21 protein-coding genes are annotated in these 22,324 nt (G+C 66.0%); 12 read left to right on the top strand and 9 right to left on the bottom strand.

Annotated features, from left to right (window positions below):
* Window positions 1-594: aminotransferase class III-fold pyridoxal phosphate-dependent enzyme (locus tag G9C89_RS18530; protein ID WP_172150781.1), on the top strand; the 594-nt coding region annotated here is incomplete at its 5' end.
* Window positions 595-700: 106 nt separating this feature from the next.
* Here the strand turns inward: G9C89_RS18530 and G9C89_RS18525 are convergent.
* Window positions 701-1,117, bottom strand: a complete 417-nt coding sequence (locus G9C89_RS18525; RefSeq protein WP_172150779.1) for a hypothetical protein — start codon at window positions 1,115-1,117, stop codon at window positions 701-703.
* A gap of 230 nt (window positions 1,118-1,347) precedes the next feature.
* On the opposite strand from G9C89_RS18525, the gene arsS reads away from it, so the two are divergent.
* The 6 genes from arsS to G9C89_RS18495 all read left to right on the top strand — a co-directional run bounded on the left by arsS (window position 1,348) and on the right by G9C89_RS18495 (window position 8,856).
* Window positions 1,348-2,316 (top strand): arsenosugar biosynthesis radical SAM (seleno)protein ArsS, encoded by a 969-nt coding sequence (arsS, locus tag G9C89_RS18520; protein WP_178115616.1) that lies wholly within the window; start codon window positions 1,348-1,350, stop codon window positions 2,314-2,316.
* Window positions 2,317-2,438: 122 nt separating this feature from the next.
* Window positions 2,439-3,818, top strand: a complete 1,380-nt coding sequence (locus tag G9C89_RS18515) for a sodium:solute symporter (protein WP_172150775.1) — start codon at window positions 2,439-2,441, stop codon at window positions 3,816-3,818.
* Window positions 3,818-4,783, top strand: coding sequence for a hypothetical protein (locus G9C89_RS18510; RefSeq protein ID WP_172150773.1), 966 nt, complete (start codon window positions 3,818-3,820; stop codon window positions 4,781-4,783). The genes G9C89_RS18515 and G9C89_RS18510 overlap by 1 nt, the downstream gene beginning before the upstream one ends.
* A complete protein-coding gene (locus G9C89_RS18505) occupies window positions 4,780-6,921 on the top strand; it encodes an FAD-dependent oxidoreductase (RefSeq protein WP_172150771.1) in 2,142 nt (713 codons plus the stop codon). Before G9C89_RS18510 ends, G9C89_RS18505 begins: the two co-directional genes overlap by 4 nt.
* Window positions 6,921-7,631: a DUF3047 domain-containing protein gene (locus tag G9C89_RS18500; RefSeq protein ID WP_172150769.1), complete on the top strand. Its 711-nt coding sequence runs from the start codon at window positions 6,921-6,923 to the stop codon at window positions 7,629-7,631. The genes G9C89_RS18505 and G9C89_RS18500 overlap by 1 nt, the downstream gene beginning before the upstream one ends.
* Before the next feature lie 148 nt (window positions 7,632-7,779).
* Complete coding sequence (locus tag G9C89_RS18495) at window positions 7,780-8,856, top strand: FAD-dependent oxidoreductase (protein ID WP_172150767.1); 1,077 nt, start codon at window positions 7,780-7,782, stop codon at window positions 8,854-8,856.
* A gap of 49 nt (window positions 8,857-8,905) precedes the next feature.
* Here the strand turns inward: G9C89_RS18495 and G9C89_RS18490 are convergent, their stop codons facing one another.
* Entirely contained in the window at window positions 8,906-9,112 is a 207-nt protein-coding gene (locus G9C89_RS18490; RefSeq protein ID WP_172150765.1) for a hypothetical protein, read from the bottom strand.
* Between G9C89_RS18490 and G9C89_RS18485 the strand changes: the two genes are divergently transcribed.
* The 4 genes from G9C89_RS18485 to G9C89_RS18470 all read left to right on the top strand — a co-directional run bounded on the left by G9C89_RS18485 (window position 9,099) and on the right by G9C89_RS18470 (window position 15,370).
* On the top strand, window positions 9,099-10,682 hold the full coding sequence (locus G9C89_RS18485; protein WP_390623845.1) for a methyl-accepting chemotaxis protein: 1,584 nt from the start codon (window positions 9,099-9,101) through the stop codon (window positions 10,680-10,682). The two genes, G9C89_RS18490 and G9C89_RS18485, sit on opposite strands and share 14 nt — an antisense overlap.
* A 435-nt stretch (window positions 10,683-11,117) precedes the next feature.
* Window positions 11,118-12,203, top strand: a complete 1,086-nt coding sequence (locus G9C89_RS18480; RefSeq protein ID WP_256674320.1) for a hypothetical protein — start codon at window positions 11,118-11,120, stop codon at window positions 12,201-12,203.
* Between the two features lie 355 nt (window positions 12,204-12,558).
* Window positions 12,559-13,923: a glutamine synthetase family protein gene (locus G9C89_RS18475; RefSeq protein ID WP_172150761.1), complete on the top strand. Its 1,365-nt coding sequence runs from the start codon at window positions 12,559-12,561 to the stop codon at window positions 13,921-13,923.
* Between the two features lie 145 nt (window positions 13,924-14,068).
* A complete protein-coding gene (locus G9C89_RS18470) occupies window positions 14,069-15,370 on the top strand; it encodes an NAD(P)/FAD-dependent oxidoreductase (protein WP_390623848.1) in 1,302 nt (433 codons plus the stop codon).
* Window positions 15,371-15,467: 97 nt separating this feature from the next.
* Here the strand turns inward: G9C89_RS18470 and G9C89_RS18465 are convergent, their stop codons facing one another.
* A complete protein-coding gene (locus tag G9C89_RS18465) occupies window positions 15,468-16,154 on the bottom strand; it encodes a Crp/Fnr family transcriptional regulator (RefSeq protein ID WP_172150757.1) in 687 nt (228 codons plus the stop codon).
* A 92-nt stretch (window positions 16,155-16,246) separates the two neighbouring features.
* Here G9C89_RS18465 and G9C89_RS18460 point away from each other — a divergent pair, with 92 nt between their 5' ends.
* Complete coding sequence (locus tag G9C89_RS18460) at window positions 16,247-16,771, top strand: Mpo1 family 2-hydroxy fatty acid dioxygenase (RefSeq protein WP_172150814.1); 525 nt, start codon at window positions 16,247-16,249, stop codon at window positions 16,769-16,771.
* Between the two features lie 313 nt (window positions 16,772-17,084).
* Here G9C89_RS18460 and G9C89_RS18455 read toward each other — a convergent pair whose 3' ends face one another.
* From G9C89_RS18455 to oscA, 6 genes are all read right to left on the bottom strand, one after another.
* Window positions 17,085-17,819: a hypothetical protein gene (locus tag G9C89_RS18455; RefSeq protein WP_390623844.1), complete on the bottom strand. Its 735-nt coding sequence runs from the start codon at window positions 17,817-17,819 to the stop codon at window positions 17,085-17,087.
* A gap of 252 nt (window positions 17,820-18,071) precedes the next feature.
* Window positions 18,072-19,055, bottom strand: coding sequence for a sulfate/molybdate ABC transporter ATP-binding protein (locus tag G9C89_RS18450; RefSeq protein WP_172150753.1), 984 nt, complete (start codon window positions 19,053-19,055; stop codon window positions 18,072-18,074).
* A gap of 3 nt (window positions 19,056-19,058) precedes the next feature.
* Window positions 19,059-19,931 carry a sulfate ABC transporter permease subunit CysW gene (gene cysW, locus G9C89_RS18445; RefSeq protein WP_172150751.1) on the bottom strand — a complete coding sequence of 291 codons (873 nt, stop codon included), beginning with the start codon at window positions 19,929-19,931 and terminating at the stop codon, window positions 19,059-19,061.
* A 10-nt stretch (window positions 19,932-19,941) separates the two neighbouring features.
* A complete protein-coding gene (gene cysT / locus G9C89_RS18440) occupies window positions 19,942-20,760 on the bottom strand; it encodes a sulfate ABC transporter permease subunit CysT (RefSeq protein ID WP_172150749.1) in 819 nt (272 codons plus the stop codon).
* Window positions 20,761-20,904: 144 nt separating this feature from the next.
* Window positions 20,905-21,903 (bottom strand): sulfate ABC transporter substrate-binding protein, encoded by a 999-nt coding sequence (locus G9C89_RS18435; RefSeq protein ID WP_172150747.1) that lies wholly within the window; start codon window positions 21,901-21,903, stop codon window positions 20,905-20,907.
* 183 nt (window positions 21,904-22,086) lie between these two features.
* The gene (oscA, locus tag G9C89_RS18430; RefSeq protein ID WP_172150745.1) at window positions 22,087-22,269 is read right to left on the bottom strand and encodes a sulfur starvation response protein OscA; all 183 of its coding nucleotides are present in this window, start codon (window positions 22,267-22,269) and stop codon (window positions 22,087-22,089) included.
* Window positions 22,270-22,324: the final 55 nt, after the last annotated feature.

Genomic DNA, 22,324 nt, shown 5'->3' with positions numbered 1-22,324 from the left:
TGTGATCAGCACGGCATTCTCCTGATCGCCGACGAAGTGCAGACCGGCGCCGGGCGTACCGGCACCTTCTTCGCCATGGAGCAGATGGGCGTAGCCGCCGACCTGACCACCTTCGCCAAATCCATCGCCGGCGGTTTCCCGGTGGCGGGCGTGTGCGGAAAGGCCGAGTACATGGACGCCATCGCCCCGGGCGGCCTGGGCGGTACCTACGCCGGCAGCCCGATCGCCTGCGCCGCGGCCCTGGCGGTGATCCAGGTGTTCGAGGAGGAAAATCTGCTGGAACGCTGCAAGGCGGTCGGCGAGCGCCTGGTCACCGGCCTCAAGGCCATCCAGGCGAGGCACAAGGCGATCGGCGAGGTGCGCGCCCTCGGTGCGATGATCGCCATGGAGCTGTGCGAGGGCGGCGATCTGCACAAACCGAATGCCGCCCTCACCGGTCAGATCGTCGCCAGGGCCCGCGACAAGGGCCTGATCCTGCTGTCCTGCGGGACCTACGGCAACGTGCTGCGGGTGCTGGTGCCGCTGACCGCCGAAGACGCCCTGCTCGACAAGGGCCTGGCGATCATCGCCGAGTGCTTCGACGAGCTGGCGTAACCGACGCTGGAACACAGGACCCGCTTCGGCGGGTCTTTTTTTTTTCGGATATTGTCGTCGGCTCATCAGGCTGGCGTGCATGGCCGTCGTCAGCGGCGCAGCGCCGTTAACGGCCCTGCAGGGTGCGGATGAAGATCAGGCTGCCGACGCCCCAGGCGCCATTGAGCAGGAAGCCGATCAGAAAGCGCCCGGGCAATTGCGCCGGGTCAAAGCCCATCCCCTTGAGCGGGAACACCACCAGCAGCGCCACCGTGGTCAGGGCGATGCCGCCGAACAGCAGGCCCTTGAGCCAGGGCACCGGACTACCGCCCTGCCAGCGCAGAGCGGCGACCATCAGCACGCCCCAGATGCCACCCCAGAAGCACGCCGACAGCCAGGCCGGCACCTGCAGCGGCGCGGTGGCCGCGATGGAGAAGGGCGCGAAGGGCACCACGCCGTAGGCGTGCAGCAGGCCGAGCAGCGGTTGATGAAAAAAGATCACCGCGAGAAAACCGGCGATAAAGGCGAATACCCAGCGTTGCATGGACGTCTTCTCCTGTGAGTGGTGGCGCGCGACTATAGGCGTCACGCTGCGCTAGCGGTCAATCCCGACAGCTTGGCGAATGGCCGTGCATGAGCACGGCTGGCCGGGCCGCGCCGGGTACTATAGTGCGTCATCCCGCGCGGCGCCTTGTAACGCCGGCTTCGGTCGGTACTCTAATCAAGCAGGACCACGCCACCGGCATTCGCCCAAGGAGACCCGCTGTGCATGCCATGCTGCCTCTGCTCGACCAACTGGCCTTTCCGGCGATTCGCCGCGGCCACCTGGAAGCCTTGCAGATCAACCTGACCTATCGCTGCAACCAGCGTTGCCTGCATTGCCACGTCAACGCCGGGCCGACCCGCACCGAGGCGATGACCGACGAGAGCCTGGCGCTGCTGCACCAGGTGATCGATGCCCACCCGGTGCATACCCTGGACCTGACCGGCGGCGCGCCGGAGATGCACCCGCGGTTCCGCGAGATCGTCCGGCATGCGCGGCGCGAGGGGCTGCGGGTGATCGACCGCTGCAACCTGACCATCCTCGGCGAGCCGGGTCAGGAAGACCTGGCCGCCTTTCTCGCCAAGCAGGGCGTCGAGGTCAGCGCCTCCTTGCCCTGTTATTCACGCGATAACGTCGACAAACAGCGCGGTGACGGCGTGTTCGATGCCAGCATCCGGGGCCTGCAACAGCTCAATGCCCTGGGCTATGGCCAGGCGGACAGCGGCTTGCTGCTCAATCTGGTGTACAACCCGCAAGGCCCGAGCCTGCCGCCGCCGCAGCCGGCGCTGGAAGCCGACTACAAGCGCCATCTGGCCGAAGACTTCGGCATCCGGTTCAACCACCTGCTGTGCATCACCAACCAGCCGATCGCGCGTTTCGGCAGCACCCTGGTCAGCAAGGGCCAGTTCAATGCCTACATGCAGTTGCTGCGTGACAGCTACCGCCCGGAAAACCTCGAGCCGCTGATGTGCCGCAGCCTGGTCAGCGTCGACTGGCAGGGCTACCTGTACGACTGCGACTTCAACCAGATGCTCGATTTGCCGCTTGAACTGCAGGGCCAGTTGATCGGCCGCGAGCGGGCCCATCTGCGTGATCTGCTCAATACCCAGCTGGACGGCAACCCCATCGTCACCCGCGATCACTGTTTCGCCTGCACCGCCGGGCAGGGCTCCAGCTGTGGCGGTGCGCTTAATGACTAGCGCGGGTAGGGTACGCCGTGCGCACCAAGAATCCGCGGTCTGCCCTGGTGCGCACGGTGCACCCTACGGTGTCAGGCTGAATCACACCCACGTGCCCCTGAACATTAACTAAGGATCGGTCCATGCAACCCACCAGCATCACCGGGCTGTTTTTCTGGGGTTTCCTGCTGGTCTACGGCGTCTTGATGCTGGCGCTGGCGCCGCGTGCCGTGACCCTCGGCGGCTTCTTCAATGGCGAGGACAGCCAGGGCCGCAGTGCCGCGCCCTGGCTGCTGACCTCGAGCATCTTCATCAGCTGGATCTTCGCCAAGTCGGTGACCAATGCCGCCAACCTGGGCGCCAGTTACGGCCTGGTCGGCGGCCTGGCCTACGCCATGTACTGGCTGTCGATCCCGCTCACCGGCTTCGTCATCTACCGCCTGCGCCGGCGCTTCGCCGCCACCGGCCTGGTGAATTTCCTCAGCAGCCATTACGGCCGCGGCGCCGCCCTGGCCTTTTCCGCGGCCATTCTGATTCGCCTGTTCAACGAGGTGTGGAGCAACACCGCGGTGGTCGGCGGCTATTACGGCGACTCCGGCAGTATCGAATTCATCGCCTCGGCGCTGCTGTTCACCGCCGTGACCCTGGCTTACAGCCTGCGCGGCGGGTTGCGCAGCTCGATCCTCACCGACGCCGCCCAGGCGGCGATTTTCGTCGTCGCCCTGGTCTGGGTGCTCGGCCTGGTGCTGCCTGAGCATTCGCCTGCCGAGCTGGTCAGCACCAGCAGCTGGGCGTTGAATGCCGGCGTCGATCTGCTCCTGGTCGCCGGCCTGCAAGCCTTCAGCTATGGCTTCCATGATCCGGTGCTGACCGACCGCGGCTTTATCAGCGACGAAAAGACCATGCGCCGCTCCTTCGTCATCGCCGGGGTGCTGGGCTTTATCGCCATCCTCGCCTTCAGCCTGATCGGCGTGCATGCGCAACTAACCGGACTGGCCGCCTCGGACAACGTGCCGGCGGCCCTGGCCAAGACCCTGGGCATCGGTGCGCTGCTGGTGATGACGGTGGTGATGGTCTCGGCCGCCGGTTCGACCCTGGACTCGACCTTCTCCAGCCTGGCCAAGCTGGCCGGCCGTGAGCTGCCGAAGCTGGCCGGGCGCGACCTGGGGCAGAAGGCGATAGGCGTGGGCATGGCGGTGATGGTGGTCTTCGCCCTGCTCGGCAATCTGCCGATGATCGCCGGTACCGACATCCTCAAGGCCACCACCATCAGCGGCACCATGGTCATCGGCCTGGCCCCGGTGTTTATCCTGCATGGCCTGACCGTGCTGACCCGGCTGGGCTTCCACCTGAGCTTCTGGACCGGCCTGGGCCTGGGTGTGGCCCTGACCCTGGGCTGGATTCCGCAGAGCTGGGCCATCGGCGACGGTAAGTACGCCCTGCTGCTCGGCACCAACCTCTATGGCCTGGGCCTGTGCGTGCTCGGTTACCTGATTCCCGGCTGGCTGCGGGGCAGAGCCTGATGCGCGCCGGTCGCGATTGTCCGCTGGATTACCGCCTGCCCGCCGATGCCTTCGCCGGCGAGCCGCTGTTCGACTGCCAGAGCCTGTATGTGGTCGGCGGCCTCTACGGCAATCGCCAGGCCCTGGCGGCGCTGGCACAGCGCCTGGCTGCAGAGCCGCAGGCGCGTGTGGTGTTCAATGGCGATGCCCACTGGTTTGACCGCGATCCGGCCATTTTTCAAGAAATCGAGCAGGGCCTGAGTGCGCACCTGGCGCTGCGCGGCAATGTCGAAAGCGAACTCGGGCGTCTCGGTGACAGCGGCGCCGGCTGCGGCTGCGCCTACCCGCTCACGGTGGATGACGCCCTGGTGGAGCGCTCCAATGCGATCCAGGCCGAGCTGAACAGAACCGTACAAGCCTTGCCGGGCATGGCCGTGCGCCTGGCCGCACGGCCAGCCACGGCGCTGGTTGGCGTCGGCGGTCGGCGGGTGGCGATCAGTCACGGCGACGAGCAGTCCCTGGCCGGCTGGAACTGCGCCCGCGAAGCGCTGGCCGAGTCCGGGCGGCAGCAGCAACTGGATCGCTGGCTGGCAACCAACCGGGTCAGCGTACTGGCCACCAGTCACACCTGCACGGCCGTGGCGTTGAACTTGCCCCACGCTGCGTTGATCAATAACGGCGCGGCCGGCTTGCCGAATTTTGCCGGCGGCCGCTACGGGCTGCTCAGCCGTATCGCCACCACGGCCCATCCGGCAGCGTTGTATCGCTGCCAGCGCGAGGGTCTGTTTATCGAGGCACTGCCGTTGAACTACGCTCACGATGCCTTTCTCGCCGATTTCGACCGCCAGTGGCCAACCGGCAGTCCGGCGGCGCAGTCTTATCGCTCACGCATTCTCGGCGCCTGCACGGATCAACCGCGGCAGGCTGTTCTGGCCGGCTTCAGCCTGTGCCAAAGCCTCTGCGCACTGGAGGCGCTTGATCCATGAATAGTCGCAAACTCGCCTTGCTGGGCCTGATCCTGGCCTTGCTCGGCAGCTTCTTCATCTTCGACCTGGGTCAGTACCTCAACCTGGAGGCGCTCAAGGCGCAACAGACGGCGCTGAACGCCCAGGTCGCGAGCAATCCCTGGCAGGCGGCCGGGCTGTTCTTCCTCGCCTATGTCGCCGTCACCGCCTTGTCGCTGCCCGGGGCAGCATTGATGACCCTGCTGGGCGGCGCGCTGTTCGGTTTGCTCGAGGGTTTGCTGCTGGTGTCCTTCGCCTCGACCCTGGGCGCGAGCCTGGCCATGCTCAGCAGCCGCTTCCTGCTGCGCGACTGGGTGCGGCTGCGTTTCGGTCAACGCCTGGCCGGCATCGATGCCGGGGTCGAGCGCGAAGGCGCCTTCTACCTGTTCGCCCTACGCCTGGTGCCGGTGTTCCCGTTCTTCCTGATCAACCTGGCCATGGGCCTGACCCGCCTGCCGCTGCGTACCTACTGGTGGGTCAGCCAGCTCGGCATGCTGCCGGGCACCCTGGTCTATGTGAACGCCGGCCGCGAGCTGGGCCAGCTGGAATCCCTGGCCGGGATCCTCTCGCCGGGGCTGATCGGCGCCTTCGTCCTGCTCGGCCTGTTCCCCCTGCTGGCGCGCAAGCTGCTCGGCCTGGTGCAGGCGCGGCGGGTGTATGCCGGCTGGCTCAAGCCCGATTCCTTCGACCGCAACCTGCTGGTGATCGGCGCCGGTGCCGGCGGCCTGGTCAGCGCCTACATCGCCGCGGCGGTGAAGGCCAAGGTCAGCCTGATCGAAAAACAGCAAATGGGCGGCGACTGCCTGAACACCGGCTGCGTGCCGTCCAAGGCGCTGCTGCGCTCGGCCAGGCTGGCCCATGAATTGAAGAAGGGCGCGGCGCTGGGCTTCGCCGGGATGCGCGGCACGGTGGATTTTCCCGCGGTGATGCAGCGCATCCAGCGGGTGATCGCCGACATCGCGCCGCACGACTCGGTCGAGCGCTACAGCGCTTTGGGCGTCGAGGTGATCCAGGGCGAAGCCAAGCTCACCTCGCCCTGGACGGTGGAGGTGAACGGCCAGACCCTGAGCAGCCGCAGCATCATCATCGCCGCCGGGGCGCGCCCGCTGGTGCCGAAGATCCCCGGTATCGAGCAGGTGCAGGGCTACACCTCGGACACCATCTGGAGCCTGCGCGAGCAGCCGCGCTGGCTGTTGGTGCTGGGCGGCGGACCGATCGGCTGCGAGCTGGCCCAGGCCTTCCAGCGCCTCGGCAGCCAGGTGATCCAGGTCGAACTGGCCGAGCGCCTGCTGCCGCGCGAGGATGCCGATGCCAGCGCCCTGGTACTAGCCAGCCTGCAGGCCGACGGCGTCGATGTGCGCCTGCAGCACCGCGCCGAGCGCTTCGAACTGGTCGATGGCGAGCAGCGCATGCTTGCCCGCCGCCTCGACACCGGCGAGGAGGTGATCATCGCCTTCGACTGCCTGCTGCTGGCCCTCGGCCGGGTGGCCAATGTCTCGGGCTACGGGGTCGAGGAGCTGGGCCTGGTGGTGCGCCCCAACGGCACCCTGGAAACCGACGAATACCTGGCCACGCGCCTGCCCAACATCTATGCGGTGGGCGATGTCACCGGCCCCTATCAATTCACCCATGTCGCCGCGCACCAGGCCTGGTACGCCGCGGTCAACGCGCTGTTCGCCGGTTTCAAGCGCTTCAAGGCGGACTACCGGGTGATTCCCTACTGCACCTTCACCGACCCCGAAGTGGCGCGGGTCGGCCTCTCTGAGGCTGAGGCGCAAGCGCAGAACATCGCCTATGAAGTGACCCGCTATGGCATCGACGACCTCGACCGGGCGATTGCCGACGAGGCCGCCCACGGCTATGTCAAGGTGCTGACCGTGCCGGGCAAGGACAAGATTCTCGGCGTGTGCATCGCTGGCGAACATGCCGGCGAACTGCTCGCCGAATACGTGCTGGCGATGAAGCACAACCTCGGTCTGAACCAGATCCTCGGCACCATCCACAGCTACCCGACCATGGCCGAGGCCAACAAATACGCGGCCGGCGAATGGAAGCGCGCCCATGTGCCGCAGACGCTGCTGCGCTGGGTCGAGCGCTTGCACAGCTGGCGGCGCCGCTGATGCGAGGATTACTGATCGCCATGTTGGCGCTGGCTCCGCTGGTGCATGCCGACAATCAACTGACGCCCTGGGCTGATGGTCCGCCAACGGGCGAATGGTCGGCGCCCTGGCGGCTGGCGGATATCCCCAAGCTCAAACCCTCCGCGCGCAGCCTGGTCGAGCAAGACGGGCGGATGGTCCTGCGCATCGAGGCTGACGCCGCCGCCGGTGGCCTGCTGCATCCGCTCGATCTGCCGGGCGAACAGCCCTGGCAGCTGAGCTGGCAATGGCGCACCGAACGGAAGTTGGAGCAGGCGCGCTTCGCCACCCGCGAGGGCGACGACTATGCCGCGCGGGTCTATGTGCTGCTGGATTACCCACTGGCCAGTCTGCCGTTCCTGACCCGGCAGAAGCTGCGCCTGGCGCGCACCTTCTACGACCCGCAGCTGCCGGCCGCGACCCTCAGCTACGTCTGGGACAACCGCAAGCCGCCCGGCAGCCATGCCCGCAGCGCCTACAGCGAAACCGTGGAGATGCTGGTGCTGCGCGGGCCGCAGGCGCCGCTCGGGCAATGGCTGGAGGAGCGTCGCGACCTGCGCGCCGATGCCATCGCCGCCTTCGGCAGCGCACCGCGGCGCATTCTCGGCGTGGTGTTCGCCGCGGACAGCGACAACACCGGCGAGCGTGTCGAGAGCTATTTCGCCACGGCGCAATTGCAGGTCGAACCCTGAGAGCTGGTGAAGAAACGCTCGCTACGGCGTTCGATATTTGCACAATCCCTAAATCCGTTAGCGCCTGTATCTGCCGGCGACAGACCAGGCGCTTAGTCTTTACCATGCGCTACTGTTTCAGCCGTAAATCAATGGAAACCTCGGCTCGATGAACCACTATGACCTGCTATTGATCGGTGCCGGCCATGCCCACCTCGGCGTATTGCGCCGCTGGGCGCGGCTCGAGCGACCGCCTGGGCGCATCGCCCTGCTCAGTGCCGGGCACGAGGCGTGGTATTCCGGGATGTTGCCGGGCTTGCTGGCCGGCCGCTACGCTGCGGCGGATTGCCAGATCGAGCTGGCGCCGCTGTGCCGGGCGGCCAAGGTCGAGCTGATTGTCGGCCAGGTCGAGGCGCTGTCGGCCGCGCAGCAACAGGTGCAACTGAGCGATGGCCGTGGCCTGAATGCCGATTGGCTGGCGCTGAATGTCGGCGCGCAAGTTTTCCGCCCGCCGCAAGCGGGGGCTGGCATGCAGGTGCTGGCGGTGAAGCCCTTCGCCGACTTTCTCGCCGGTTGGCAACGCTGGCAGGCGGATCCGCAGCCCATGGCGATTCTCGGCGGTGGTGCGGCCGGGGTCGAATTGGCCCTGGCCCTGGCCGACCAGGTGCCGCAGTTGGCGCTGTTCTGCCGCGGGCCCCTGCTGGCCGGGCACTCGGCCGGCCTGCGCATGCGTGCCCTCGGTCTTTTGCGCCAGCGCGGCGTGCGGGTGCGCGAAGACTGCCCGATCAGCCGCATCGACGACGACTGCCTGGTCAGCGGTGAGGCGCCGGTCTGGCGCGGCCAGCGCCTGCTTCTGGCCAGTGGCGCGCAGGCCTTGCCCTGGCTGGCGCAGAGCGGTCTGGACAGCGATGCAGACGGCTTCGTGCAGATCGCGGCGACCCTGCAAAGCCTTTCCCACCCGCACATCTTCGCCGTCGGCGATTGCGCCAGCCTGCCCGGTGCGCGCAAGAGCGGGGTCTATTCGGTGCGCCAGGCACCGGTACTGGCGGCCAATCTCAACGCGGCGTTGCGTGGCTTGCCGCTGCGTGACTATCGCGCGCAACGGCAAAGTCTGGCGCTGCTCGCCACCGGCGATGGCGGCGCCTTGCTCAGTTGGCGCGACTGCAGCGCTGGCGGGCAGTTGTTCGGCCGCTGGAAGGATTACCTCGACCGCGGGTTTATCCAGCGCCATCGCCTTTCCGGTTAGCCGTGTGCGACCAAAGTGCCATGGTCTAACCCGGCGTTGAATGATCGAATCAACCTCCGCTGCGCAGGGCGGTTGCCGAGGCGGGCCGATGCTTGCCCTTCAGATAATCGCGCACCTGCCGACTCAGTGAACAGGCGAGTGATTCGCCTGCATTGCGCGCACGGCTCAGACGCTTGAGCAGCAGGTGCGCGAGCTGCGTGAGTAAGGATGCAGTTGGCTCTGGTTTCGCCAGAATAAAAACTATGAGGTCCGTCATGCGCTCTGCCGTTACCCGCTCCCCCACCGCCTGCGTAATGCACGTGCTCGGGTTGGTCGCCTTGATCGTCGCCGTTGAGCAATTCCAGCTGTCCGGCTACCTGAGCATTGCCCTGTTGCTGCTGCTGGCCCTGTGGCCCTGGTTCGGTCCCTGGCGGCGCGGGGACGACGCTGCGGCGGCCAACCGTGCGGCGACCGTGGACTTCAGTGAGCTGAGCCAAAGCCTGTCCCAGCACACCTGCCATAACGCCTTGTCCGCCGCCCAGGTGGCACATGCAGTGCAGCAATTGGCCGAAAAGCTGAAGTCGCAGCTGCTCGCGGTCGAGCAGATCAGCCAGGGTGCCAATGCCATCACCCACACCGAGCAGGACAGCGCCCGGCGTGCCGAACAGACCCTGAAGTCTGCGCAGACCGTGCGCCAGAGCAGTGCCGACGGCCAGCAGGCGTTGCTCCAGGCGATTGCCCGCATGCAGCGCCTGAGCGCACAGACGGCGGCCAGTCGCGAATTGATCGACGGCCTGAGCAGCCGTACCGAACAGATCGAGCAGGTTACCCAGGTGATCCAGTCGATCGCTAGCCAGACCAACCTGCTGGCGCTCAATGCCGCCATCGAAGCGGCGCGCGCCGGTGAGCAGGGTCGCGGTTTCGCGGTGGTCGCCGACGAGGTGCGCAACCTCGCCGCACGCACCGCCACGGCCACCGAAGAAGTCGGCCAGATGGTCAGCGACATCCGCCAGCAGAGTTCGGCGGTGGTGGCGCATATCCAGGAACAGGCCAGCGAACTGGATCAGGCCGCCCGGCAGATCGAGGAGACCGGCGGACAGTTGCACGGCATCGCCGACCTGGCCGTGGATGTGGAAGATCAGGTGGCGCAGATCAGCGCCGGCTCGGCGAGCAATCACGAGCGCCTGGCCAGCCTGTTCGTTGCCGTCGAGCAATTGCGCGGCGACGTGCGTGCCAGCGAGACCCAGACCCGCCAGCTGGGCGAGGCTGCCGGGCAACTGGTCGGCCAGGCGGAAACCGTCAGCGAACAGCTCGCCGAAGTGGGCCTGGACGATTACCACCAGCGCATCTATGACCTCGCCCGCGAGGGCGCCGCGAGCATTGCCGCCCAGTTCGAGGCCGACATCCAGGCCGGCCGGGTCGGCCTCGACGACCTCTTCGACCGTCACTATCAGCCGATTCCCGGCAGCTTCCCGGCCAAGTACAAGACCCGCTTCGACAGTTATGCCGATCAGGTCTTGCCGACGCTGCAGGAGCCGTTGCTGGCGCGTCACGAAGGGTTGGTGTTCGCCATCGTCAGCACCCCGGAAGGCTATGTGCCGACCCACAACAACGCCTTCAACCACCCGCCCAGCGGCGACCGCGTGCGCGACACGGCGAAGAGCCGCAGCAAGCGCCTGTTCAACGACCGCACCGGCATCCGCTGCGGCAGCCATCAGCAGCGCTTGCTGCTGCAAACCTACATGCGCGATACCGGCGAACTGATGCACGACCTGTCCGTGCCCATTCGAGTGCAGGGCCGTCACTGGGGCGGCCTGCGCCTGGGTTACAAGCCTGAGAGCTTGTGAAACAACGCTCGCCTGCTGCGGCGACGCTGTTCACTTAAGCCGAGTGGGCAGCATTCTTGTGTAGCCCGGATTGCATCCGGCTACGGGCCTGCACAAAGCATCGCGGGCATGGGCTAGGCGCCGCCGCTCCTACGATTTCTACGTCCTGCGAGGCTTGCGCAGCAACACAGGATCTGCGCGTTGCGCGCCGGGAATGATGGTCGCGCTAGGGCGCTCGATATTTCCCAACCGCTGAGCCTTGAACCTGCGCGCAGTTGGCCGGCTGCCGCCGGGCAGCCCGACGAAAATCTCCTTTCCGGCACCTATACTCAAAACACCAGAGTCGGACGTGCTGGACGTTCCGTTGGAGCGGGGGCTGGCAACGCTGCGCAGGCGTCATGGCAGCTAGTCAGGGGAAAGACGGCAGCTCGCCGAGGGCTGCGGGGCAGCAGATCCATGAGCAGCGCAAGAGGCTCGACGGCGACCTGTGCGTTGGCGCGTGAAGTGTTGCCGCGCAGGCTGCGGATGCCGAATCTGCGTGTCTTGAGCATTGTCTGGCTGCTGGCGCTGGCGGGTTGTGCCAGCGACCCGCCGGTGCAGGTTGCCGCGAGCACCTGGCGGCAGGTCGACCGCGACATCGCCGCGGCATCGCGGGCCGCCTCGGAGCAGGCCAGAGCGCATGCCCTGAAGGACATGCAGCGCTGGATGGATCTGGTTTACCGGCAAACCGACGACGCGTTCATTCCGTGGTTTTCCAGCTACTGGACCCAGCAATGGCTGAGCATGAAAGTGTCCTGGTACAAGCTGAGTGCCGGAGGCGAGAAGGATCCGACCGTCAACCGGCTGGCTCTCTATCTGCAGGAGAAGTACCAGGATCGCGTGCTGGAGCCGGTCGCCGAGGAGACCAGCCCGGAGCAGATCATGCAGCGCACGACCGGGCTCTACGTCCGTCAACTCGACCATCGGCTGCAGGGTATCGGGCCGCGCCATGGCGTACCACGGGAACAGTTCGACCAGCGCCTCAAGGAGATTCCGGCGATTGCGCTTGCCCCCGGCGCCTCGCTCTACCAGGTCGTGCACGCCGACCCGCTCGACAGGCTGCCGGCCTATCGGGCCCTGATCAAACGCATCCGCACCACCCCCGGAGGCCTGGGCGACTGGTCGACGGACCCGGGCATTTCGTCGGTGGCGCAACGAACCAGCGAGCGGCTGGTGGACGATCTCGCCACCCGCGGCGCCGCCAGCGGAGTCTCGGCGATAGTCGGGGGCGGCGGCGGTGCGGTGATTTCCATCGGCGTGGCGGTTTTCACGGCCATCGCCCGGGCGAACGAGCGACCGGAAACGGAAGCGCTGCTGCGCAAGAATCTCAATGCCGCCTTCGACGAGGAGTGGCTCGAGCTGATGCGCAGTCCCGACCGCGGCGTGCTCGCCGGGGTCCATCACCTGTCCGGGCAGATCGAGGACGGTCTGCTCCGCTCTGCGCCGATCAAACTCGAACCAGCGCGGCCAGAGCAGCCGCGCTGGGGCGCCAGCGTCGACTAGGGCCAAGCCGAGGACTGTTTAGTCCAGTCATAACTGACTGTGTGAAAATTCAGATTTAACCCCTGCTTGCCAGCATGCGAGTCTCAGCCCATGAGTTCGCCCCTGAGTTGCCTGTTTCGGCCCCTGTTCTTTCCGTCGCGACGGGAACGGTTGTTCTTCGGCGTCGATCGGCTCAACCCGCTGCTGCCTGAAATCCTTGCGTTCTGGGCGCTATGGCATTGCCGTCATGCCCGCCCACCGGATAGCGCTTTCGTTCTAGTCTGAATAAGTCGGCCGCACCCGCGTGCGGCCCTTCCGATGATTGTGTCCTGCCGCCACCGGCCGGACGTGCGCCCTTGGCGCTAACGAGAGCCCCATGCCATTCGCCTCCGTGCAAGATGCCCAGGAATTCCTGGCGCAAAACCCCGATATCGACCTGTTCGAGCTGTTCATCCTCGACGCCAATGGCGTGCCGCGCGGCAAATTGCTCCATCGCGACGAGCTGCTCGCCGTCTATGCCAGCGGCCGGCCGCTGCCGAGCACCATCCTCGGCCTGAGCATCAACGGCGACGACGTCGAGGACACCGGGCTGGTCTGGGAGGTTGGCGATATCGACTGCCGCGCCTACCCGCTGGCCGGCAGCCTGACCCGCATGCCCTGGCGGCAGATCCCCACCGCCGCGGTGCAGGTCTGCATGCACCCCAGCGAAGGCATGCCGGCCACCGTCGCCGACCCGCGGCACCTGCTGACGCGGGTGATCGATGCGCTCAAGGCCGAGGGTTACCACCCGGTGATGGCCTGCGAGCTGGAGTTCTACCTGCTCGACCAGCAGCGCGACCACCAGGGCCGGCCGCAGCCGGCGCTCGACCGGGATGGCGGCCGTCCGCGCAGCACCCAGGTCTATGGCCTGCGCGAGCTGGAGCAGATCGAACCCTTCCTCGCCGACCTCTACGCCGCCTGCACGCTGCAGGGCATTCCGGCGCGCACGGCGATTTCCGAATACGCCCCGGGCCAGGTGGAAATCACCCTGGAGCATGGCGACGCGTTGCTGGCCATGGATCAGGCGGTGCGCTACAAGCGCCTGGTCAAGGGCGTGGCGCACCAGCACGGGATGCAGGCCTGTTTCATGGCCAAGCCGTTCGACCACCTGGCCGGCACCGGCATGCACATGCATGTCAGCCTGGCCGACGCGCAGGGTCGCAACCTGTTCGCCAGCGAGCAACCGGCCGGCACGCCGCTGCTGGGCCAGGCGGTCGCGGGCATGCTGGCGAGCCTGCTCGACTCGCTGTTGCTGTTCTGCCCCAACGCCAACTCCTACCGGCGCTTCCAGGCCAACAGCTACGCGCCGCTGGCGCCGACCTGGGGCGTCGATAACCGCACCGTGAGCCTGCGCGTGCCCGGTGGGCCGGCCAATACCCGGCATATCGAGCACCGCATCTGCGGCGCCGATGCCAACCCTTATCTGGCCGCTGCGGCGATCCTCGCCGGTATCCACCGCGGCATCCGCGAGCAGCTCGATCCGGGCGCACCGATCGAGGGCAACGGCTATGCCCAGGCCAAGGAGTTGCTGCCCACCGACTGGCTGACCTCGATCCAGGCGCTGGAGTGCTCCACCTGGGCGCGTGAAGCCCTGGGTCAGGAGTTTCTCAAGGTCTACCTGGCAATCAAGCGCGCCGAGTACCGCCAGTTCATGGCCGAGGTCGGCGAGCAGGATTGGCGCTGGTACCTGACCCAGGCCTGAGCCACCCTCCGCCAAGCTTCGCGGCTAAAGCCCCTCCCACAGGAACGCTGGGATCCGTGGGAGGGGCTTCAGCCGCGAACAAGCCGATCAACAGCCGCCGCCAAGGCCGCGGCTCATCACAACGGATTTCCCCATGACCGCCGCCATCAATGCCGTCATCCCCGCAGCCGAGCGCTGCCCGTCGTACTACAGCGCCAGCCTCAACCAGGAAACCGACTACCCGACGCTCAAGGGTGAGGTCAGCGTCGATGTGGTGATCATCGGCGGTGGCTTCACCGGGGTCGCCAGCGCCGTCGAACTGGCCGAGCGTGGCCTCAAGGTGGCCATCGTCGAGGCCCACAAGATCGGCTGGGGCGCCACCGGGCGCAACGGCGGCCAGGTCACCGGCAGCCTGTCGGGCGACGCGGCCATGCGCAAGCAGATGCGCAGCAGCCTGGGCGAGGAGGTGGATGACTTCATCTGGCAGCTGCGCTGGCGCGGCCACGCCATCATCAAGAGCCGGGTAGACAAGTACGCCATCCAGTGCGACCTCAAGCACGGCCACCTGCACGCGGCGATGAAGCCGGTGCATATGGCCGAGTTGGAGGCCGCTCACGCCGAAGCCGTGCGCCATGGCATGGCCAGCGAGGTGACCCTGCTCGATCGCGCCGGCGTACAGCGCCATCTGGCCAGCGACCTCTACTGCGGCGCGCTGAAGAACAGCCGCAACATGCACCTGCACCCGCTCAATCTGTGCATCGGTGAGGCCAGGGCCGCGGCGAGCCTGGGCGCGCTGATCTTCGAACACTCGCCGGTGCTGGAGATCGTGCATGGTGCCAACCCGGCGGTGGTCACCGCCGCCGGGCGGATCAATGCCAAGCAGGTGCTGCTGGCCGGCGATGTCTACCACAAGCTGGAGGCGAACAAGCTCAAGGGCCTGATCTTCCCGGCCATGGGCGGCATCGTCACCACCGCCCCGCTGGGCGAGCTGGCCGAGCAGCTCAACCCGCAGGACCTGGCCGTCTACGACTGCCGCTTCGTTCTCGACTACTACCGCCTGACCGCCGACAAGCGCCTGCTGTTCGGCGGCGGCTGCAACTACTCGGGGCGCGACTCGCGGGACATCGCCGCCGAGCTGCGCCCCGGCATCGAGCGCACCTTTCCGCAGCTCAAGGGGGTGGCGATCGACTTCCAGTGGAGCTGCGCCATGGGCATCGTGATCAACCGCATCCCGCAGCTGGGCAAGCTCTCGGACAACGTCTGGTATTGCCAGGGCTACTCCGGCCACGGCATCGCCACCAGCCACATCATGGGCGAGATCATGGCCAACGCCCTGACCGGCACGCTGGAGCAGTTCGACACCTTTGCTGCCTGCAAGCAGATCAAGGTGCCGCTCGGCGACCTGTTCGGCAACCCGATGCTGGCGGCGGGCATGTGGTACTACCAGATGCTGGAGAAGTTGCGTTAAGAGGGATTGTTGTTGGACTTCGCCAGGTAGGGTGCGCCGTGCGCACCAAGGCGCTGGGGTGCCTGATCGTCCGTGTGAGTGGTGCGCGCAGCGCACCCTACGGGGAGGCGGCTTGGCGCAGACGGGCGAGATCGAGGATCTCGATCTCGCCGTAGGTCAGGCGCACGATGCCCTGGGCCTGCAGTTCCTGGAGGATCTGGTTGGTGGTCTGCCGCGAGATCGCCAGCATCAGCGCCAGCTGTTCCTGGGCCAGGTGGATCACCCGGCGCGGTTCGCCCTCGCCGTAGTTCTCGGCGATCATCAGCAGTCGGCGGGCCAGGCGCGGGGCGGCGGGCAGCAGGCTCATCTGCTCCAGGGCGATAAACGCCAGGCGCAGTTTCTGGCTCATCAGCAGGGCGAAGTCGCGCCAGTACTGCGGCTGGCGCTCGAGCAGCGCGAGCAGGGCGGCCTGTGGCACCAGCAGCAGGGTGCTGGCCCCTTCGGCGAAGGCATCGTGGGTGCGCGGCTGGCCGTCGAACAGGGAGACTTCGCCGAACCAGTAGGGCGCCTCGATCAGGGTCAGCAACGCCTCCTTGCCACTGGCACTGACCGCGCCGATGCGCATGGCGCCCTCGACCACCGCATACAGCCCGCTGGGCGGATCGCCGCGGCGGAACAGCCGTTGGCCGGCGTCCAGTCGTTGCACCTGGGCCATCTCGAGCAGCGCATCCTGCAGGGCTGCGGGCAGGGCGCTGAACCAGTGTCCGCCCTGCAGGCAGGCACGGTAGGCGCGCGGGTCTTTCATGCGCTTCTCCAGAGTTTGTCGGCTAGCCGACAGAGTGCGCCGGTGCGGCTGTTCCACCATGCACAGGCCTGTCTTGCATGAGCACCATCATAATGAAAACCCTTGTCGATCACCTCGCCCAGTACGCCGCCTATCACCGTGACCGCCGCAATATCTGCAGTCATTTCATCGGCATTCCGCTGATCGTGCTGGCCGTCGCCGTGCTGCTGTCGCGTCCCGGTGTGCCACTGGCCGGGTTGTGGCTGTCGCCGGCGACCTTGACCGCGTTGGCCGCCGGTGTGTTCTACCTGCGTCTCGATCTGCGTTTCGGCCTGTTGATGGCCGCGCTGCTGTGGCTCTGCCTGTGGGCGGGCGCGCTGCTGGCGTTGCAGTCGACGGCGCTGTGGCTGGGCAGCGGCCTGGCGCTGTTCATCATCGGCTGGATCATCCAGTTCGTCGGTCATTACTACGAGGGGCGCAAACCGGCGTTCGTCGATGACCTCATGGGGCTGCTGATCGGCCCGCTGTTCGTGGCCGCCGAAGCGGCGTTCCTGCTGGGCCTGCGCAAGGAGGTCGAGCAGGCGGTGGTGCAGCGTGCCGGGCCGACCTGCATCCGGGCGAAGAAGGCGAGGGCCTGAGCGGTTGTAAAAAACGCTCGCCAACTGCGCCAGCCGGTTCCGTTCGGGCCGTGATGCATGGGCCGGGCGGCAATCCGCTTCAGCCCAGCCAGGTTCAAGGTTGTTCCGCAGTGGGCTGAAACCTAGGAGCCTGTCGGACTTAACGCTGTTCTACTGCGGAAAAGCCGGATTCGGTCATTTTTGCCGCTCTTTCTCGTTAAATAGCTAGCTATTCGCCTCGAAAGATCAACAAAACTGACTCGAACCGGACTTTCCCTCGCTACGAACGGTCAAGTCCGACAGGCTCCCAGTCTGCGGCCGCGGTCCCGTCGATCTACTGCATCGCCATCCACTGCTGGGTCAGCGAGCGGGTATGGCGATACACGGTCATGGGCGCAAAGGCCCGGCCGGAGGCGCTTTGCAGGGCGCTGCTCTGGCTGTTCAGGTCGTTCAGCGCGGCTTTCAGGTAGTCCCAGCGGACCTTCAGCTTGCTCAAGTCGCTGGCCGCCAGCGTGGCCAGTTCGCCATCGATGGCGGGCACCAGCTTGCGCTCGTCCTGACCGAGGTAGGTGTCGGTCTGCTCGCGGGCGATTTCGAAGTTGCCGAGATAGGCGCGGCTCAGGTACTGCACGCAGAGGTATTCGAGCTTGGCGGCCAGCTCGCTGTCGCCCTCTGGCGCCAGCTGACGGGCTTCGTGCAGTACGCCCAGCAGCGCCTTGCTCAGTTCTTCCGGATAGCGCCAGGGCATGTCTGCTTCGTTCGGGCCAAAGGCCACACCGCGGCGGATCTGCACCACCAGTTGCTGGTGCGCGTTGCCCAGGGCATCGCTCCCTTGCGGCAGGCTTTGCACCGCACCCGCCAGTGCCTGCAGGTCGGTGTCGAGGGTGTCCTGATGTTTCTTTTGGAAACCTTCGCCGCGTAACAGCATCAGGCTGCTGGTCGCCCGGCTGGCCTGAACCTGGACCTGTTCCTGCGGGCTGACCGCCTCGGCGAAAGTCAGCGGTGCGAGGCAGGCGAGGGCGCCGAACAGGCAGAGGGAAATGTGACGAAAGAACGGCATGGTGCGCATTCCGGGGGTGCTCCTTGTTATTTTTTTGAGCAATGCGGAGACAGGGGGCATATCCATCAAGCGCAAGAGGGTACTGCGCCTACGGTTTGCAAGCATGCCTCGAAAGAGTGATTTCGTCGAAAATTTGCCGTCAAGGTTTGGTTGCCTGGCGCGGGCGCTGTTTCGCGTTGGCGTGGTTCGTAGGATGTGCTGAGCGAAGCGATACCCATGCGGATGTTCATGGGTATCGCCGACTGCCAGGCGGCAGCCCTCTTAATAGGTCGGTTGTCCCGCCTTGGGCTTGAAGTACAGGGTTGCACCGCGGCTCAGGTTGGCCAGGCTGAGGTGGTCCTTAGCCACTTCGGCCTCGATCGGCTCGCTCTGTCCGGCGACCTTGAGGGTCACCCGGGTGATCGCGCCGAGCGGGCGGATGTCGCGCACTTCGCCGGCCTGGTGACCGGCCTCGGCCTGGCGTGAGAGGTGAATCTCGTGGGGGCGGAACAGTACGTGGCTGTCGTCGCCGACATACAGGCGGTTGGCGTCGCCGAGGAAGTGGTAGACGAAGTCGCTGGCCGGTTGTTCGTACACCTCGCCCGGCCCGCCGACCTGCTCGATCACGCCCTTGTTCATCACCACGATGCGATCGGCCACTTCCATGGCTTCTTCCTGGTCGTGGGTGACGAACACGCTGGTCAGGTGCACTTCCTCATGCAGGCGCGCCAGCCAGCGGCGCAGCTCCTTGCGCACCTTGGCGTCCAGCGCGCCGAAGGGTTCGTCGAGCAGCAGCACCTTGGGCTCCACCGCCAGGGCGCGGGCCAGGGCGATGCGCTGGCGCTGGCCGCCGGAGAGTTGCTCCGGGTAGCGCTCGGCGAGCCAGTCGAGCTGCACCAGGTCGAGCAGATCGTGGACCTTCCTGCGGATCTGCGCCTCGGGCAGGCGTTGCTTCCTGGGTTTCATGCGCAGGCCGAAGGCGACGTTGTCGAACACCGTCATATGGCGGAACAGCGCGTAATGCTGGAAGACGAAGCCGACGTTGCGCTCGCGCACGTCATACCGCGACACGTCTTCGCCGTGGAACTGGATGCTGCCGCTGTCCGGGGTTTCCAGGCCGGCGATGATCCGCAGCAGGGTGGTCTTGCCGCAGCCGGACGGGCCGAGCAGGGCTACCAGCTCGCCGCTGTGGATATTCAGGTTGATGTCGTTCAGCGCCTTGAACGCGTTGAACTGCTTGCTGACATGGCTGATTGCAATCGACATAAATTATTCCTCGCCGGCACTGGCTTTCAGGCGGTTGATGCGTGACTCGCTCCACTGCTTGAGCAGCAGGATCAGCAGCGCCAGCAGCAGCAACAGGCTGGCGACGCTGAAGGCAGCGACGTGGTTGTATTCGTTGTAGAGGATCTCGACGTGCAGCGGCAGCGTATTGGTGTAGCCACGGATATGCCCGGAGACCACCGACACCGCACCGAACTCGCCCATGGCCCGCGCGCTGCACAGCACCACGCCGTAGATCAGGGCCCATTGGATATTCGGCAGGGTCACGTGCCAGAACATCTGCCAGCCGCTCGCGCCGAGCAGGCGCGCGGCCTCCTCTTCCTGGGTGCCCTGCTCCTGCATCAGCGGGATCAGCTCGCGGGCGACGAAGGGCACGGTGACGAACAGCGTGGCGAGGACGATGGCCGGCAGGGCGAAGACGATCTGGATGTCATGTTCCTGCAGCCACTCGCCGAAGAAGCCCTGGGCACCGAACAGCAGCACGTAGACCAGCCCGGCGATCACCGGCGACACCGAGAACGGCAGGTCGATCAGGGTCACCAGGATGCTCTTGCCACGGAACTGGTACTTGCTCACGCACCAGGCGGCGCAGACGCCAAACAGCAGGTTGAGCGGCAGCGAAATACCCACCGCCAGCAGGGTCAGCTTCAGCGCGGAGATGGCGTCGGCCTCGAAGATCGCGCCGAAGAAGGTGCCCAGGCCCTGCTTCAGCGCCTCGCCGAGCACCACCAGCAAGGGCAGCAGCAGGAACAGCACGAACGCCAGCCAGGCGCCGAAGATCAGCAGGCGCCGACCCAGCAGGTTGCCGCGCCGCGCGGCATTGGCCGAGGCTGAAGCGGTCAGGGTGATAGAAGACATGGCGACCTCCTCAGGCTTTGCCGACCTGGCGCTGCAGCAGGTTGATCAGCAGCAGCAAAATGAAGGACACCACCAGCATCAGCACGCCGATGGCGGTGGCGCCGGTGTAGTCGTACTGGTCGAGCTTGACCATGATCAGCAGCGGCAGGATCTCGGTCTTCATCGGCATGTTGCCGGCGATGAAGATCACCGAGCCGTACTCACCCACCCCCCGGGCAAAGGCCAGGGAGAAGCCGGTCAGCCAGGCCGGCAACAGCGACGGCAGCAGTACGTGACGGAACACCTGCAGGGGCTTGGCGCCCAGGCAGGCCGCCGCTTCCTCGACTTCACGGGGGATATCGGCGAGTACCGGCTGGATGGTGCGCACCACGAACGGCAGGGTAACGAAGGTCAGCGCCAGGGTGATGCCGATCGGCGTGTAGGCAATCTTCAGGCCCAGGTCGGTGGCGAACTGGCCGACCAGCCCGCTTGGGGCATACAGGGCGGTCAGGGCAATACCGGCCACCGCAGTGGGCAAGGCGAACGGCAGGTCGATCATCGCCTCGATCAGCTTGCGCCCCGGGAAGCGGTAGCGCACCAGCGCCCAGGCCAGCAATGTGCCGATGATGCCGTTGATGATCGCAGCGGCGAAGGCGCTGGCGAAGCTCAGCTTGAGCGCCGCCAGCACCCGCGGCGCGGAAATGATGGCCCAGAAATCAGCCCAGGTGAGCTGGGCGGCGTGGACGAACATGGCACCCAGGGGAATCAGCACCAACAGGCTGAGGTACACCAGGGTGTAACCCAGCGTCAGCCCGAAGCCGGGTATAACGGGGGAGGTACAGCTAGACATTGTCTGTCCTTATTGGCTTCTGCGTTGGAACGCTCAAATCGGCATGTAGGACGTAGGATGGGTTGAGCGCAGCGATACCCATGCCGCGCGGCGATGGGTATCGGCGCTGCGCGCCTCAACCCATCCTACGTTCGCTCTTCGAACTCACTGGGCCTGGTAGATCTGGTCGAACACCCCGCCGTCATCGAAGAACTTCGGCTGCGCGGTTTTCCAGCCGTCGAAGTCCCGGTCTATGGTCACCAGTTTCAGCGCCGGAAACTGCTTGGCGAACTCACCGGCGATGGCCTCATTACGCGGGCGGTAGAAATGCTTGGCCGCCAGGCGCTGGCCTTCGTCGCTGTACAGGTAGTCGAGGTAGGCCTCGGCGACCTTGCGGGTGCCTTTCTTGTCGACGTTCTTGTCGACCACCGCCACCGGCGGCTCGGCGAGGATCGACAGCGACGGCGCGACTATCTCGAAGTTGTCGCCACCCTGTTCCTTCAGGGCCAGGAAGGCTTCGTTTTCCCAGGCCAGTAGCACGTCGCCGATCTGGTTGTTGACGAAGGTGATGGTCGAGCCGCGGGCGCCGGTGTCGAGTACCGGCACGTTCTTGTAGAGCTTGGCGACGAATTCCTGAGCCTTGGCTTCGCTGCCGTATTTCTGTTGGGCATAGGCCCAGGCGGCGAGGAAGTTCCAGCGCGCGCCGCCAGAGGTTTTCGGGTTGGGGGTGATCACGTTCACGCCCGGCTTGACCAGGTCATCCCAGTCCTTGATGCCTTGCGGGTTGCCCTTGCGTACCAGGAACACAATGGTCGAGGTGTAGGGCGTGCTCGATTGCGGCAGACGCTCCTGCCAGTTTTCCGGGATCAGCTTGCCGAGCCTGTGCAGCTCGTCGATATCGCCAGCCAGGGCCAGGGTCACCACGTCGGCACGCAGGCCGTCGATCACCGCACGGGCCTGCTTGCCCGAACCGCCGTGGGACTGCTGGATGGTAACGGGGTCATGGCCCTGGGCCTGCCAGTGTTTGTTGAAGGCCGCGTTGAATTCACTGTACAGCTCACGGGTCGGGTCGTAGGACACGTTGAGCAGGGTTTCTGCGGCGGCCAGCGGGCCTGCAATCAGGGCGCTGGCAAGGGCAGCGAGGGCAAAACGGCGAATGGACATGGTGCAGCTCCTAACGAATCAAAATGGGTGTTGGCTTTTATTCAGGGGGCTTGCAATCAGCTGCACATTCGCGGGTGACAGCTGCAGTACCGGTGCGTGTTCATGGTCTCGGCTCTTCTCATGGTCACGCCCTCCGGTGGTCCAGTCGGGCTTGCGGGGTTATGGGGTTACGCGGGATTCGGCTCAGGCGTGCTTGCCGGCCGGCGGCTGCAGGCGAAACTTTTCCTTGCGTTCGATCTGCACCACCTGGCCGTTGTGCACGGTGATTTCCACCGCGCCGAATTTCAGGCCGTGCAGGGCGTTGTGGATCTCGCGCAAGATGCTCGCTTCGTCCTGGCCTTCAAGGTTACGAAGGGGTGCGGTCATGTCTGTGCTCCTTGGCAGGTCCCCGTGACTGTCTGTGGCAGACCCTCTGCCAGCG

This window comes from Pseudomonas tumuqii (assembly GCF_013184545.1).
In the GTDB taxonomy this organism is placed as follows: Bacteria; Pseudomonadota; Gammaproteobacteria; order Pseudomonadales; family Pseudomonadaceae; genus Aquipseudomonas; species Aquipseudomonas tumuqii.
Note: the sequence above shows the minus strand (reverse complement) of the source record. Positions and strands in the feature narration are given on the sequence as shown.